General features: G+C 37.8%; 12 protein-coding genes. 4 read left to right on the top strand and 8 right to left on the bottom strand.

From position 1 onward, the window contains the following. Positions 1–195: 195 nt before the first annotated feature. Positions 196–4,182 (bottom strand): two-component regulator propeller domain-containing protein, encoded by a 3,987-nt coding sequence (locus ABI125_06415; GenBank protein ID XCF07487.1) that lies wholly within the window; start codon positions 4,180–4,182, stop codon positions 196–198. A 320-nt stretch (positions 4,183–4,502) separates the two neighbouring features. Continuing rightward, positions 4,503–5,108 carry a DUF1684 domain-containing protein gene (locus ABI125_06410; GenBank protein XCF07486.1) on the bottom strand — a complete coding sequence of 202 codons (606 nt, stop codon included), beginning with the start codon at positions 5,106–5,108 and terminating at the stop codon, positions 4,503–4,505. Between the two features lie 339 nt (positions 5,109–5,447). Here ABI125_06410 and ABI125_06405 point away from each other — a divergent pair, with 339 nt between their 5' ends. Genes ABI125_06405 through ABI125_06395 form a run of 3 tightly spaced genes read left to right on the top strand, consistent with a single transcriptional unit; the run spans position 5,448 to position 8,054 of the window. Next, positions 5,448–6,707, top strand: a complete 1,260-nt coding sequence (locus ABI125_06405) for an MFS transporter (GenBank protein XCF07485.1) — start codon at positions 5,448–5,450, stop codon at positions 6,705–6,707. After that, complete coding sequence (locus ABI125_06400) at positions 6,700–7,680, top strand: YpdA family putative bacillithiol disulfide reductase (GenBank protein ID XCF07484.1); 981 nt, start codon at positions 6,700–6,702, stop codon at positions 7,678–7,680. Before ABI125_06405 ends, ABI125_06400 begins: the two co-directional genes overlap by 8 nt. Further along, positions 7,677–8,054, top strand: a complete 378-nt coding sequence (locus tag ABI125_06395) for a VOC family protein (protein XCF07483.1) — start codon at positions 7,677–7,679, stop codon at positions 8,052–8,054. The genes ABI125_06400 and ABI125_06395 overlap by 4 nt, the downstream gene beginning before the upstream one ends. A 7-nt stretch (positions 8,055–8,061) precedes the next feature. Here the strand turns inward: ABI125_06395 and ABI125_06390 are convergent, their stop codons facing one another. Next, positions 8,062–8,505: an Lrp/AsnC family transcriptional regulator gene (locus tag ABI125_06390; GenBank protein XCF07482.1), complete on the bottom strand. Its 444-nt coding sequence runs from the start codon at positions 8,503–8,505 to the stop codon at positions 8,062–8,064. Positions 8,506–8,628: 123 nt separating this feature from the next. Here ABI125_06390 and ABI125_06385 point away from each other — a divergent pair, with 123 nt between their 5' ends. Beyond that, positions 8,629–9,024 carry a hypothetical protein gene (locus ABI125_06385; GenBank protein XCF07481.1) on the top strand — a complete coding sequence of 132 codons (396 nt, stop codon included), beginning with the start codon at positions 8,629–8,631 and terminating at the stop codon, positions 9,022–9,024. A gap of 13 nt (positions 9,025–9,037) precedes the next feature. Here ABI125_06385 and ABI125_06380 read toward each other — a convergent pair whose 3' ends face one another. The 5 genes from ABI125_06380 to ABI125_06360 form a co-directional block, all read right to left on the bottom strand. After that, positions 9,038–9,367, bottom strand: a complete 330-nt coding sequence (locus ABI125_06380) for a hypothetical protein (protein XCF07480.1) — start codon at positions 9,365–9,367, stop codon at positions 9,038–9,040. Between the two features lie 129 nt (positions 9,368–9,496). Continuing rightward, positions 9,497–9,637: a hypothetical protein gene (locus ABI125_06375; GenBank protein XCF07479.1), complete on the bottom strand. Its 141-nt coding sequence runs from the start codon at positions 9,635–9,637 to the stop codon at positions 9,497–9,499. Positions 9,638–9,831: 194 nt separating this feature from the next. Continuing rightward, positions 9,832–11,223 (bottom strand): HAMP domain-containing sensor histidine kinase, encoded by a 1,392-nt coding sequence (locus ABI125_06370; protein ID XCF07478.1) that lies wholly within the window; start codon positions 11,221–11,223, stop codon positions 9,832–9,834. Positions 11,224–11,374: 151 nt separating this feature from the next. Then, complete coding sequence (locus ABI125_06365) at positions 11,375–11,914, bottom strand: sigma-70 family RNA polymerase sigma factor (GenBank protein ID XCF07477.1); 540 nt, start codon at positions 11,912–11,914, stop codon at positions 11,375–11,377. A gap of 303 nt (positions 11,915–12,217) precedes the next feature. After that, the gene (locus ABI125_06360; GenBank protein XCF07476.1) at positions 12,218–15,754 is read right to left on the bottom strand and encodes a methylmalonyl-CoA mutase family protein; all 3,537 of its coding nucleotides are present in this window, start codon (positions 15,752–15,754) and stop codon (positions 12,218–12,220) included. Between the last annotated feature and the right edge of the window lie 109 nt (positions 15,755–15,863).

Genomic DNA, 15,863 nt, shown 5'->3' with positions numbered 1-15,863 from the left:
GTTAATTTAGCTTAAATAGATAATAATAAGACTAAATAGCACAATGATTGTGATAAGGACAATCTCAACATAATACCTATTTCGTCTTTGGTTTTTCATATTCTAAAACTAGAACAAAGAACCGAACTTGAAGTACAAAAAAGGGGGTTAAAAAGTACAAAAAACTGTTTTTCAACAGTTTAAATTCATTGAAATTTAAACTTCTCTAAACTTATTTGCGTATTGGGTTGGTGTTTTTCCAAATTTCTTTTGGAAGCACTTGCTAAAATACTTAGGATTTTTAAACCCAACCCTATAACTTATTTCAGAAATATTGATTTTACCTTGCTCTAGCAATTGAGCGGCTCTAGTCATTCTAAAATGCTGTACAAATTCATTAGGAGTAAACCCAGACCAAGCTTTGATTTTTGTAAAAAGCATGGTTCTGCTAACCCCTAATTCCGAACAGAAAAAGGGCACATCAAATCCATCATTACCAATATTGCTCTCTACTATCTGAACGGCTTTTTTATAGAGTTTTTCATCGATGGAGGTTACCGTTACTTCATTGGGTTGTAAAAGGGTACTCTCGGTAAACTTTTGTTTTAATCGTGCATTAGCATCTAGAATATTTTTGATACGCACCTTAAACTCTTTTACGTTGAATGGCTTACTTATGTAGTCATCAGCCCCACGCTCTAAGCCTTCCAATTTATAGACTAAAGAAGTCCTTGAAGTCAATAATATCAAGGGAATATGACTTGTTTTAATATCATTCTTGACCGCTGCGCAGAGTTCGGTACCTGGCATTACAGGCATTACAACATCGCTTATAATAAGATCTGGAGTTTCTTTTATGGCAAGGTTAAAAGCTACTTTTCCGTTTTCTGCTTCAAGAATATTGTAAACATCCTTTAAGATACTTTTCATGAACTTGCGCAAAGGTTTGTTGTCTTCAACCAAGAGAATTGTTTGTTTCCCAGCTATTGGCAGTGTATCAAGAACATCGTCAAGCCCTAGTGTTTGGGGTTCTAATTGGTCAACATATTGAGACACATCATCACTAAACTTAAAATCTTCAATAATTTCGTCATCAGACAAATGATCACTACCTAATAATAATTCCACACAAAACACAGAGCCTTGGGCACCATTGTTGGCTTCCAACTTGATACTGCCCTTATGCAAATCCACAATATTTTTTGCTATTGACAACCCTATGCCAGTCCCCTTGTTATAGTCGTTATCTGGCCTGTTATTTACAGCTACCTCAAAAAAACGCTCAAATATTTTGTCTTGGTATTCTTCAGCGATACCTACACCGGTATCTTCAATTTTTATCAATACGCTATGGTTTAGCCTTTCAATCTTCACATTAATTTGTCCTCCTTTTGGTGTATATCTAAAGGCATTTGAAATCAAATTATAAAATACACGTTCTAATTTATTGCGGTCATAATACACTAAGATAAGTTCTTGAGGGGCTATAAAATTATAGTTATACCTCCCATCTTTGGCAAATTCTGAAAATGACAAATAGATCTCTTTTAAAAACTTAACAATATTACCTTCTGCCGTTTCTAATTTATAAAGATTATTTTCAAGCTTTCTAAAATCCATCAACCTATTGATAAGCTGCAATAAATGATTGGCGCTATTTTCAACAACCAGAAGCTTTTTGTATATTTTATTACTGCCTCTATAGTCCTCAATAATCTGATGAAGCGGCCCTAAAATTAGTGCTAGTGGGGTTCTAAATTCATGTGAAATATTGGTGAAAAATTCTAGTTTTGTTTTGTTGATTTCCTTTGTTCGCTCAGCCTCAAGGTGCTCCATCTCCAACTGATGGCGCAGTTTGGTTTTTGACTTTAACACATCTATTAAGAAATACAGTGCCGTAACTATAAACAAACCGTAAAGCATAAATGCCCACCAACTTCTCCAAGGGGCTGGTCTTACTTCTATATCAAGGCTTGTAACGTCCTTATTAAAAACACCATCACTATTAACACCTCTAACTTCAAACACATAGTTTCCTGGGTTTTGAATGGTATATGATGCCGTATTATTTGATGAAAAATTCCACTCTTCCTCTAAACCCGCAAGCCTATATTGGTAACTGTTGTTATTTGAGTTTATAAAATTAGGTATGGAAAACGTAATACTAAAGTTACCTTGGTCGTGCGACAACCGTATGGACTTTGTAAACGAAAGTGCTTCATGTAAAACTTCATTTTCATCTTTTAAGGCTACGGGCTCATTTTTAATGGTAAAATCTGTTAAAATAACCTGTGGCGCATAGGTGTTTTTGTTTAAACGGTTTGAATTAAAAAAAGACACTCCCGTGGGCCCTCCAAAGTAAAAATCAGATTTACCAACCTTTAAAGCCGCATTATTATTGAACTCATTACCCACAAGCCCATCACGCTGATTAAAAAGCTCTAGTTGCCCTGAATTTATGTTGTATTTTACTAAGCCTTGATTTGTGCTTAACCATAGTGTACGTGGTTTGTCTTCTAAAATACTGTTTATTGATGATAATTTAATGTTGTTTTCCTTTAAAGGTATTGGCACAAAGGTTGTTCTTTCCAGTTTAAACAAGCCTTTTGCTTTTGTTCCCACCCAAATATTACGATTACTATCTTGAAATACACATAAAATATCATCACCGTATTGCCTATTAAAATCATAAAAATAAGGCGTAACTATACCGTTGTTATCAATCTTGTTTAATCCCTTTTCTGTCCCGGCCCAAACATTTTGTTGGTCATCAATCATTAAGGCTCTAATCAAATTACTGGATAATGATTTTGAAATATCATCACTAGTACCAATTACATTATATGTTTGTAATGCTTGGTTATATTTTACAATACCCTTACCAAAGGTGCCTATCCATACATTTTGATATTTATCTTTTTGAATACTATAAATACCAACATCACTTAAAAAACTTTTCAGTTGACTGGGTAAAATATTTGTTTCAAAGGTTTTAGTAGACAAGTTATAAATTGCAAGTCCTCTATTAAATGTACCTATCCAAAGTTTGTCCTTGTCAATAATACTCAAAGCCTTTATGTTATTGTCAGGAAGTTGGTTTGTGGAACGTTGTTCAATATAACTAAACGACTGTAGCGTTTTATCGTATATGTTTATACCTCCACCTTCGGTTCCAAAAAACACAAGATTGTTATAATGCGCTATTGAGCTCACTACATTGTAATTTAAACCTCTATTCCCTAATTTATGGGCATAGTTTATAAAATTTACATTAGATTCATCCCAAATATTTACCCCTCCATAATAAGTACCTATCCATATCGATCCTTTTTTGTCTTTGAACAAACACTTTATGGAATTCTTACTCAAACTTTTAGGATTGTTTAAGTCAGACATCAAGGACGCTACAACTTTATTGTTCTTAACCACTGTTAAGCCGTTGTAGGTCCCAATCCACAATAAGCCATTAGCGTCATACAATAGCCTCCTTACGTTTTTACCACCGTCGTTTTTCTCTCCAACAATAGGAAATGTTTTTACTTTTTTGCTAACAATATTATATGAAAGAACGCCACGAGATTGTGTTGCCATTAATATTTCACCGTTCTCTGATTCTATAACATCTTGAATATAAACCGATGTTGTTTTGGGTATCGCTTTAAACTTGTAATTACCATTATTGTCTTTTATAGCTTCACTTAACCCCGACGTGGTTCCAATATAGATTGTTCCTTCTCGTGTTTCTAAAATTGACAGTATATGGCTACCTAAAAGACTTTCTTCTGAACTACTTTTTACATACGTTTTAAAGGTGTTAGAGTCTTGGTTATAAACCGAGAGACCGTTTGAGGTACCAATCCACATTTCTCCATTGGACATTTCTTCAATAGTCCATACGGTATTATTGCTTAAAGACCCCTTGTTTTGTTCGTGAAAGTATCGGGTAAATGTATCAGACCTAGGGTTATATTTGTTCAAACCATTGTAAGTTCCTATCCAAATGAAACCTTTAGAATCCTGCTTGATAGCAAGAATATCGTTATTGCTTAGCGAACTTTCGTCATCAAAATCATTACGGTAAATCTTAAATTTACTGCCGTCATATCTATTCAATCCGTCTCGGGTACCTATCCAAACCTGACCTAAATCGTCTTGTTCTATAGCTATGGCCGAACTTTGCGACAACCCTTCAGCTGTTGACAAGTGTGTAAATTGATAAACTTTCTTTTGCGCAACACCACAGTAAAACAGACCCAAAAAGACTATGAGACAAAAAGCACGTTGCATAGAGTTATAATTAGTATAAAACAAATATATAGAAAGTATAAAACGGACAAACATGTAATACAAGTTTTAATAATTTCAATAAAATCAAACATGCAATTATTATAAACAAAATGTAGCACTCAATAGTTAACTTTAGTACTAAAGTAGGCTTAGAAACAATCAATTGGTTAAAACTTTTAACAACTCATTATGCCATACTTTCTGGCTTGTAACCTCTATTTTTTATGCAAAAACCATCAATTCTTCCTAAAAGCTTTTACCCCAGCCTCTACTCTTGTTTTTAAATAATTTTCGCGGGGCACTATGGGGCAGGAATATTTTTCGTTGTAGGCGCAATACGGGTTGTAGGCTTTATTGAAATCAATGACTATGGTGTCGCCATCTGGAATTCGGGCATCGATATAGCGTCCGCCGCCATAACTTTCCAGTCCGTTGGTTTCATCCAAAAACGGTAAAAAGAGGTAATCTTCAAACCCTTCCTCCTTCATTAAATCTTTCCCTTGATATACATTCAATTTATATTTTTCACCTTTCAGCTCAAAAAGCAACACCCCGTAAACCCGTTCTTTTGAAACCCTATCGGTAGTGGTTTTCATATTAAACCATTTGGAGTTGGGTGTTCGCTCCAAGCGGGCATTTACCACATAAGTAGAATCGAACTTAAAAAAGTCCAATCTTTTAAAATTTTTTCGGTCTTTATCCTTTAATGGTGATTTTGAAGCATCCTTAAAATCGGCGTTCAATTCTTTTTGAAATTCGGTTTCACCCATTATCGGGCGCTTTTTTTGCGCACAGCCCGATAGGCAAATGAGCGTTAAAAAAAGGGTGATGAGTTTCTTCATTTTTAAACATTTTCACTTCAAAAATACAATTTCAAAATATTTTATATAAGTTTGTAGTTCAATAATAAAAATTAAACATGCGTAGTAACGTCACAATTCTTAGAAAACAATGGATCGCTTCTTATAAGGGAAGCTGTTGGACTTGTTATATATTGCGATGATGTTATTATAAATTAATACAATATGTAAAAGTCCGACCTCAGCGTCGGACTTTTTATTTTTAGTGAAACCAGCAATTTAAAAGCTAGCGAATTAAATTGATTTAGTTGAACTAATCCTGATGCATAACAGGATCTAATCAAAAAAACATGTGAAACAAAAACAGAGCAATTAGAACTCATGAAAAGGCTACTCAACAATTACTTAAACACATTTAAAGGCTTATCGCAAGAGGTATGGTGGTTGGCACTCATCACGCTAATAAACCGGGCGGGCACGATGGTTATTCCATTTTTATCGCTTTACCTCACCGAGAGTTTAAACTTTTCGCTTAGCGATGTGGGGTGGATTATGAGTGCCTTTGGATTGGGTTCGGTAATCGGGTCGTGGTTGGGCGGCCGCATGACCGACAAAGTAGGATACTACAAAGTAATGGCTTTTAGCTTGTTGGCCACAGGATTTCTGTTTATTGCCCTTCAGTTTTTGCATACTTTCGAAAGCCTTTGTTTCGGTATTTTTTTGGTGATGCTGGTTGCCGATATGTTCCGTCCGGCCATGTTCGTGGCTTTGAGCGCTTATAGCAAACCCGAAAACAAAACGCGTTCGGTTACCCTAATACGATTGGCCATAAATTTGGGATTTTCGGCAGGCCCGGCCATTGGCGGACTTATAATTACCACATTGAGCTATGGCGGATTGTTTTGGGTTGACGGGATAACCTGTATTATCGCCACACTGGTTTTAGTGATGGTTTTAAACCCCAAAAAATCCAAAGTGTTGGACGAAGTTGTGGTCAACAACCCCAAATCGGCGTACGCCGACAAAGCATTTTTGATGTTCTTGGTGGCCATGGTACTGTTCGGCATTGTGTTTTTACAGTATTTTTCAACCATGCCATTGTATTACAAAGAATCGCATCTGCTAACCGAATTGGAAATCGGAATTTTATTGGGCACTAACGGATTTTTAATTTTTCTATTGGAAATGCCTTTGATAAAGTGGCTGGAAAACACCCGATTCACCAAAACGGGATTGATGCTTTTTGGTGCCATTTTAACAGGCAGTAGCTTTTTAATTCTGAATTTCACCCCATGGAGTGGCGTTTTGGTTTTGGGCATGCTGCTGATGACCGTTGGCGAAATGATAACCTTTCCCTTTTCCAACGCGTTTGCACTAGATCGCGCCAAAAAAGGCAATCAAGGCGAGTATATGGCACTGTATTCCATTGCCTTTTCCATCGCCCATATTTTTGGGCACAACGCCGGTATGCGACTGGTTGACAAGCTGGGCTACGACAACACTTGGTACATCATTACCCTACTGGCTGCGTTTTGTGTATTTTTGCTTTTTGGCTTGAGCCGTTATTTGAATATGAAAAAAACACAGCGACAAAAAGCCGTAGAACCTTTGATTGAAAATACTTTAATTGAACATGAGTGACATTATAAAAAAAGATATTATCATTATCGGCGGAGGCCCCATAGGCATTGCCTGTGCGTTGGAATGCAAAAAGCGGAAATGGGATTATTTGATTATTGAAAAGGGAGCGCTAACCAACTCCCTTTTCAATTACCCAAAAAACATGACGTTCTTTTCCACTTCTGAAAAATTGGAAATTGACGCGATTCCTTTTATAAGCAACAACCCCAAACCCAACCGCGATGAGGCTTTGGAATATTACCGCAGGGTAACCACGTCCAATCAATTGCATATCAATCTTTATGAAAACGTAGTTTCGGTTGAAAAAGCTTCCGAAGCATTTAAGATTACAACGAGCAAAAACCATTATTCAGCCAAACATGTCATCATTTGTACTGGGTTTTACGACATCCCCAAACTGCTGAATGTTCCCGGTGAAAGTTTGCCCAAAGTCACCCACTATTACAAAGAAGCGCACAATTACAGCATGCAGGACGTTATTGTGGTGGGTGCGAGTAATTCGGCCGTTGATGCCGCATTGGAAATTTGGCGCAAAGGTGGGCGCGTTACCATGGTGGTACGCGGCGAAACCATTGGCGAACGGGTAAAATATTGGGTGCGCCCCGATATCATCAACCGCATTGAAGAAGGTAGTATTAAAGCCTATTTTAATTCTGAAATTGCTGAAATAAAACCTGAAAAGGTGATTATAAAAACCCAAAACGGTACAGTGGCCATACCAAACGATTTTGTAGTGGCGCTTACGGGCTACCTCCCTAATTTCGATTTGTTGGCAGATAGCGGTATATGGGTATCGGATGACGGAAAGCGTATCCCCACTTACAACAGCGACACCATGGAAACTAACGTTGAAAATCTATATTTGGCAGGCGTAATTTGTGGCGGAAAGGAAACCCATAAATGGTTTATTGAAAACTCCAGAATCCATGCCAAACAAATTGCGGAACATATCGAAACGAAAATGGGCCGATGAACTTAAACCAAGTAACCATACCATCAAAGAACCTCGAAAAATCGGTAGCCTTTTACACGACTTTGGGGTTGCGGCTTATTGTGGATTCCATGCCGCGGTATGCCCGTTTTGAATGCCCTGATGGCGATGCCACATTGTCCATCCACCAGATTGGCGAACTGCCTAAAGGTAACGACATCACTATCTATTTTGAAGAGGAGCATTTGGACGAATGGGTTGGAAAACTCCAGGAAAAAGGATTCAAATTCGATATTTTGCCAACCGACCAGCCTTGGCTGTGGCGTGAAGCGCATCTACAAGATCCCGATGGCAACCACATTATTTTGTACTACGCTGGTAAGAACAGAAAAAATCCGCCATGGCGTATTGATTAGAAACCGTCTATTTTATTGGAATCACTTCCTTTTGCTTCACCACACGCGATAGCACAATTTGGGTTTTCGATTCGCCGTAAGTAATCAGTTGGTCAATAAAAGATTCTAAATGTTTGTTGTTCTTTAACACCACTTCCATCACTATATTTTCATCGCCCGTAATGCGGTAACAATTTATCACCTCTTCGTAAGTTTTTACTTTTTCCAAAAACGGTTTTAATTTCCCCATAAAAGCCCGTAAAGTGATGATCGCTTTTAGCTGATAGCCAATTTCAAACGGCGAAACAATCGCTTTATAGCCTTCAATGATACCGAGGTCTTCCATGCGTTTTATCCGCTCTGAAACGGCCGGAGAACTAATGCCCACTTGACGCCCAATTTCGGCATTGCTCATCCTCGCATTTTGCTGCAAACACCTTAAAATCTTGCTGTTAATCGAATCGACACTCATTTAAAAGAAAATTAATATGAAAAACTTAAATATTAAACCAAAAATACAATTTTACTTTAAAATCTAAAGAAGAATCTCCTTTCTTGTGAGTAATTTTGATAAAATTGCTTTTTGGAATAGATTATGTTACACAATACCCCATCAAACCTATCGGATTTACCGGTTTATAAAAAAGCCTTAGAGATTTTTGCGCTGTCGCAAAACATTTCAACCTACCTAAATGATGATCTATCGCTTTTAAAACCAGATGGTTCTGAAGACCAAAACATCTACTTTTCGGGCGATATTGTACAGCAATCGGTGTCGTTAGCTCCCGAGATTTTGAATGCCGAATTACAGCGTTATTCCGATAAAAAGCACAAACATTTGGCTTCGTTGAGAAAGTTGACCAATAAGCTTTATAAAAACTCCTATAGATTGGAACGCTCCAACAGCAACGGAAAAGATTTTTTACCCATTTTACGCAGCGAGTTGAAAAAATTCAAAAAGCTTCAACGTTCGTGGATGCTTAGTCTTTAAATATTCCGAGGGCTTAAATTTTAATGAATTTTTGTCCGCAGCCTTCAATACATTGGTACCACAAAATTAAGTTTTCACCTTCAATTTGGTAATATATTTTAGTGTCCTCAAAACTGCAATCCGGAGGTGAAATTTCTCCGTCATTCCAATCGCTTTCAGAAGTCTCGACATAGCTGCCCGTGGTTTTATCACCAATTTCGGTGGTGATATAGCACATATCCCCATTAACCGTTACCGAACCATCACTAAAAAATTCAAAAACCCGATTGCTGGTTACAGGTTGGAACGTGCCACTACCATCGCCTGGATCCATTAATTGTTCAATGAGTTTCCATTGGCCCAACAAAGTTTCATTTTCTTTGGGTTAAGTTTTTAATAAGATGACAAAACCTGAAATGGGTTGCGTAAAAACAAACAAAAAACCTGAAATTTAAAGAAACTTCGGGGCTTAGTATTTATAATCACTAGGTTTTTATGTATTATACATTCCTGCTTTTAGGTTAACAATACTAGCTTCCAATTGATAGTACTTTTCAGATTTTACAATGTTAATTAACCAATCCAAATGGTTTTCCGAACGTCTCTTAAAAGTGTATTTTAATGTTGTTTCCATAGGTAAAGATTTTAATGTTTGGGTTGCCAGATGCTTTTAACACACTGACTTACATAAAATTAAACCCCAAACCGTTGGAAATGAAAAAAGCAGAAACAAATTAGATTAATAGCTTACATACAACCATGAACAGATTTTTCTTGTAAAAAAAAGGGATGAATGGCTATGGATTCACTTCAAAATCAACGTTTGCATTATTTAATGCTCTCAAAATTAGAGTAAATAGTAAACCATACAGTGGTTCCGCCGTTTTCTTTGCTTTCAATATTAATTTCGCCTCCCAGCATTTCTACATACGATTTAGCCAAACTCAACCCCAATCCCGATCCATGCAAGGCTTTTTTATGCTCTGCATCAACTTGGTAAAACGGTTCGAACACCGATTGTATATCGTCCATTGAAATGCCAATACCGGAATCTTTTACATAAAACTCGAAAAACGTTTTATCGGGTTTTGAGCAGCCAATTTCAACAAAGCCTTTATTGGTAAACTTAAATGCATTTTGCAAAATATGCCGAAGCACCGTTTCAAACTTTTCTTTGTCGGTAAACGCCAAACTTTCGTTATAGCCCATACCTATGCTTTTAATTATTTTGATGTTTTTCCGTTCAGAAATAAATACGAAGGGCTTTAAAACCTCATTTATAGCATCTTGGATATTGAACGTTTTAATGTTTATCGTCATCAAACCGGTCTCAATTTTCGATACGTTTACCACATCGGAGATCACATCGGCCAACCGCAAACTTGTTGTTTCTATTACCTTTAGGTATTCTTGATATTCGGCGTCGTCAGTGTTATACGATTTCAAAATATCAACACTACCCAAAATACCGTACATGGGCGTTTTTATTTCATGGCTCATATTGGCCAGAAATGCGGTTTTTAGCTTGTCGGATTCATCGGCTTTTTCCTTGGCTATCAACAGATTTTCGTGTTCCTCGTTGAGCTCTTCCCTAAGCTTGTTTTGCTTCAGCAACGATGAATACAACATATCTATTAAATAGGAAATTGAAAAGACAATAAACAGAGTAAAGATGATGTTGTTTACAAAAACGATAAACATCAAATTAAAATCGTTATGACTAAAAATAGGCAAATCTACCACTTGAAAATAGGAACAAACCAGAAAGACACAGTAAATTAATGCCGTTAAGCCTACGGAATATAGTCCGGCTTTCCTTCCGCTGTAAAGCGTAATTAAAATATTGGGCGTAAAAACTACAATAGCACCATTACCCTGAAGCCCTATAAAAACCAATAAAGTGAATGCAATAACATAGAAAATCCCAGCAAAAATATTCTTTTTAACATGAAGCGCCACGGACTTGTTGAAGGCTATAAAGTAAAGGAGCAATATGCCAAGGGTATCTACAATAAATATGTAATAATCGCCATTAAGCAGGGCAAAAATAGCACTGGGTATATACGCTATAGCTCCTAATACAATAGATAAGGATAAAATGGATAAAAACAGTTTGTCTCTAAAAAAGGGTAAGCTGTCTTCTCTTTCATCATTAAATAGGCCACAGTAATTGATATACCATTTTTGGTAGGCTCGTAAAATGTCGTTTAATATTTGCATGTAAACTAGCAACTTGCTTGCTAAACAAATATACTAAAACACCTTATTTTTTACATTAAATTTCTGACAATAAAACATTATATAAATTCTCAATATGATAATACTGAAAAAAAATTTCGTTTTACGAAACGGACTCTAAATCCATTGAGCTTTAATGACAAACCTTACAATCTTCCTTGGCTTTGAGTTCGCCCACTAGAAAACCATCATCATTTAACTTAAAATCGCAACAATCCATAAAACCTTGGGCAATGAGTTTTCTTCCTCGTTGAATTTGAGATTTTACGGTGGGCAACGGGCGTTGCAACCAATCAGCTACTTCAGTTTGTTTAAGTCCTTTTATGTCCGATAAAAAAAGTGGCTCTCTGTATTTTTTTGGCAAGTTTTTGAGAATACCGTGCAAACAATCTGCTTTGGAATGGGCCAAATCTTGCGACTCAAACTCTGTATCGGCTTCCCATACTGGGGCCTCAATGTTATTGCTCCTAAAATAATCCATAACCGCATAACGGGCGATTGAAAACAGCCACACTTTTAATTTTGCTATATCTTTTAACGTTCCAAGGTTTGTGTGCACTTTAATGAAAGTATCTTGCAGCAAATCATCAGTTACTACGGGGTCTTTAACCCTACTTAAAATAAAGTATTTTATATCGTTGGAATAAGTTTTCCAAATGTCTTTTGTTTTCATGGCTTACATAGAAATAGCATCCGTACTAAAGTTACAAATACGAATGCTATTAGCTTTGGTTTTTAAACAATCTTAACAATTACAGTTGGTGCAGGTACAATTATCGCAAATACATTGGCTGCACTTTCCGGCTTTACATGGGTCGCAATTGCAAGTACATTCTTTATTTTTCATAATATTTACTTTTATGGTTCATATAATAGACGGAGATATTCCAAAAAAGATGCATGTTTTATGAAAAATTTTCAAGTAATCGATTTTAATTTTTTTCCTAAAAAAAAAAAAGAAAAATGGGATATCTGCTTACATGTTTCTTCTATATTGTCCGCCTACCTCAAACAACGCTTGCGTAATTTGTCCAAGTGAACAGACTTTACAAACTTCCATTAACGATTCAAAAATATTTTCATTGTTGATGGCTTTTTGCTGAAGTTCCTTTAACAATGCTTCCGTTTTATAATTCTTGTGAAGGTTTTGCAGCGTTTTTATCTGAAATTCTTTTTCTTCCTCTGTAGCTCGAATTACTTCCATAGGCAAAACCGTTGGCGAACCTTTACTGCTCAAAAAAGTATTCACACCAATAATCGGGAATTTCCCACTGTGCTTCAAAGTTTCGTAGTACAGACTTTCTTCCTGTATTTTACTACGTTGGTACATGGTTTCCATAGCTCCTAAAACACCGCCGCGTTCGGTAATTCTATCGAACTCCAATAAAACGGCTTCTTCCACCAAATCGGTCAGTTCTTCAACAATAAATGCGCCTTGAATGGGGTTTTCATTTTTGGCCAAGCCCAATTCTTTATTAATGATCAGCTGAATGGCCATAGCACGGCGTACCGACTCTTCAGTTGGCGTGGTAATCGCTTCATCATACGCATTGGTGTGCAGCGAATTGCAATTATCGTAAATGGCGTATAGCGCTTGCAATGTGGTACGGATGTCGTTAAAATCGATTTCCTGGGCGTGCAAACTTCTGCCGGAAGTCTGGATATGATATTTAAGCATTTGCGCCCGGGCATTGGCACCGTACTTATATTTCATGGCTTTGGCCCATATTTTTCTTGCCACACGCCCAATAACGGCATATTCAGGATCGATGCCGTTGGAAAAGAAAAATGACAGATTCGGGCCAAATTTGTTGATGTCCATACCTCGGCTTAGGTAGTATTCCACATAAGTGAATCCGTTGGACAGCGTTAGTGCCAATTGGGTAATGGGGTTGGCGCCTGCCTCTGCAATATGGTAGCCCGAAATAGACACCGAATAAAAATTACGCACTTGGTTTTGAATAAAATATTCCTGCACATCGCCCATTAAACGCAGCGCAAACTCGGTTGAAAAAATGCAGGTATTTTGTGCTTGGTCTTCTTTTAAAATATCGGCCTGTACCGTACCGCGTACCTGCGACAAGGTTGCTTTTTTAATTTTGTTGTAAACTTCAGCTGGCAATACTTGGTTACCCGTTACGCCCAACAACATCAATCCCAATCCGTTGTTACCTTCGGGCAAAGCTCCGTTGTATTTGGGGCGTTCCTTACCTTTATAGATTTTGGCTATTTGTGTTTCAACCTCATCTTCCAATCCATTCTCCTTGATATAAATTTCGCATTGCTGATCGATAGCGGCATTCATAAAAAAGCCCAATAACATTGGGGCTGGCCCATTAATGGTCATACTAACGGACGTCATTTCATTGGCCAAATTAAATCCGGAATAAAGTTTTTTGGCATCGTCGAGGCAACAAATGGACACTCCGGCATTGCCTATTTTTCCGTAAATATCTGGGCGGTAATCAGGATCGTTACCATAAAGTGTCACACTATCGAAAGCGGTTGACAAACGCTTGGCAGGCAACCCTGCACTCACGTAATGGAACCGCCTATTGGTGCGCTCTGGCCCACCCTCGCCAGCGAACATTCGGGTGGGGTCTTCCCCCGTTCTTTTAAAAGGGTAAAGCCCTGCTGTAAACGGAAATTCCCCAGGCACATTTTCCTGCAAACACCAATGCAAAATATCGCCCCAAGCTTGGTATTTTGGCAAAGCCACTTTCGGAATTTGTGTATGCGACAACGACTCCGTATGTGTTTCTATTTTGATTTCCTTATCCCGAACCTTGAATGTGTAAACCGGGTTTTTATAACGGTTCAATTTATCTTCCCATCCCAAAATAGCTTCCCAATGTTTGGGTTTAAGCTGTTGTTTTATTCGGTCGAATTCCTTGAAAAGTAACTTTAAAAACTCCTTGTTATCGACTGCGCTCGAACTGACAAGGTTTTTGTCATTCTGAGCTTGTCGAAGGATCTCATCACTATTTAATCCATGCTTGTCAAGGAAAGATTGCTTGGTTTCACTCAAAATGACGTTAGATACAGATTCTATCGTTTTATAAATTCCGTAAAGCTTTTGGGCTATTTCAACTTGCTCGGTAGCCTGTTTGTCGTAATTTCGATTATTCTCTGAAATTTCAGAAAGATAACGCACCCTTGACGGCGGAATGATATAAAGCTTCTCACTACTTTCGTTTGAAACCGAAAAGGAAGATTTTAAATTGGCTCCCGTTTTTTCGTTCAGTTTTAAAATAATAGCTTGATAAAGATGGTTCATCCCCGGATCATTAAACTGTGAGGCAATAGTCCCAAAAACGGGCAAATCGTCTTGCGAAACGTCCCAAAGGTTATGATTTCGCATATATTGCTTTTTCACATCGCGAAGGGCATCTTGCGCCCCTCTTTTATCAAATTTATTAATGGCTACCAAATCGGAAAAATCGAGCATATCAATTTTTTCCAATTGGGTGGCAGCACCAAATTCGGGGGTCATCACGTAAAGTGACACATTGGAATGCTCGATGATTTCGGTATCCGATTGCCCGATGCCCGAGGTTTCCAAAATAATCAAATCGAAGGCCGCAGCCTTTAAAACCTGAATGGCTTCATTCACGTGTTTCGACAATGCCAAATTGGATTGCCTTGTGGCCAAACTGCGCATGTAAACCTGCGGATTATTAATGGCATTCATCCGGATGCGATCGCCCAAAAGCGCTCCTCCGGTTTTTCGTTTTGAAGGGTCGACTGAAATAATCCCCACTGTTTTCTTAGGAAAATCCTTTAAAAACCGACGCACCAATTCGTCAACCAAACTGGATTTCCCTGCGCCACCGGTACCGGTTATGCCTAGAATGGGAGAAGCCCCTACCGACCTCCCCAAAGGGGAGGAGGTCTCACTCAAGCTTGAAAACAAGGTCTTGAATTCCTTGTGATTATTTTCGGCTAAAGAAATTAACCTTGCAATAGTATTATTGTCTTTATTTTTTAATTTATTCAATATTTTTTCAGGAGCAAGCTTCAGTAAATTAGAAGCATCATAATTGTGGGACTCTATATGCTCCCCTCCTTCGGAGGGGTTGGGGGAGGCTTTCTCAACCAAATCGTTAATCATGCCCTGCAAGCCCATTTCCCTGCCATCATCTGGCGAATAAATTCGGGCTATGCCATAATCCATAAGCTCCTTAATTTCCGAAGGTAAAATAACGCCACCGCCGCCGCCGAAGATTTTAATATGCCCTGCCCCTTTTTCGTTTAAAAGGTCGTACATAAATTTAAAATATTCGTTGTGCCCGCCTTGGTACGAGGTTAAGCAAATAGCCTGCACATCTTCCTGAATGGCCGTGTTGACTACTTCTTCAACACTCCGGTCGTGCCCCAAATGAATCACTTCCACCCCAGTGGCCTGAATAATTCGGCGCATAATATTGATGGAAGCATCGTGGCCATCAAAAAGTGATGCGGCAGTTACTATCCTTACATGATGTTTCGGTTTATAGGGCACTTGTTGTTTCATTCGCAAAAAACATTGAATATTATTATTGCAATTTACGAAATATTCAAAAAAAGAACAGGTACACAAAAAATTATCCAAAATTATTTCCCAAATCCTATCCTAACTTATT

The sequence above is a fragment of the Tamlana crocina genome (genome assembly GCA_040429635.1).
GTDB classification, from domain to species: Bacteria; Bacteroidota; Bacteroidia; order Flavobacteriales; family Flavobacteriaceae; genus Flavisericum; species Flavisericum crocinum.
This window is presented reverse-complemented; position numbering and strand designations above follow the sequence as displayed.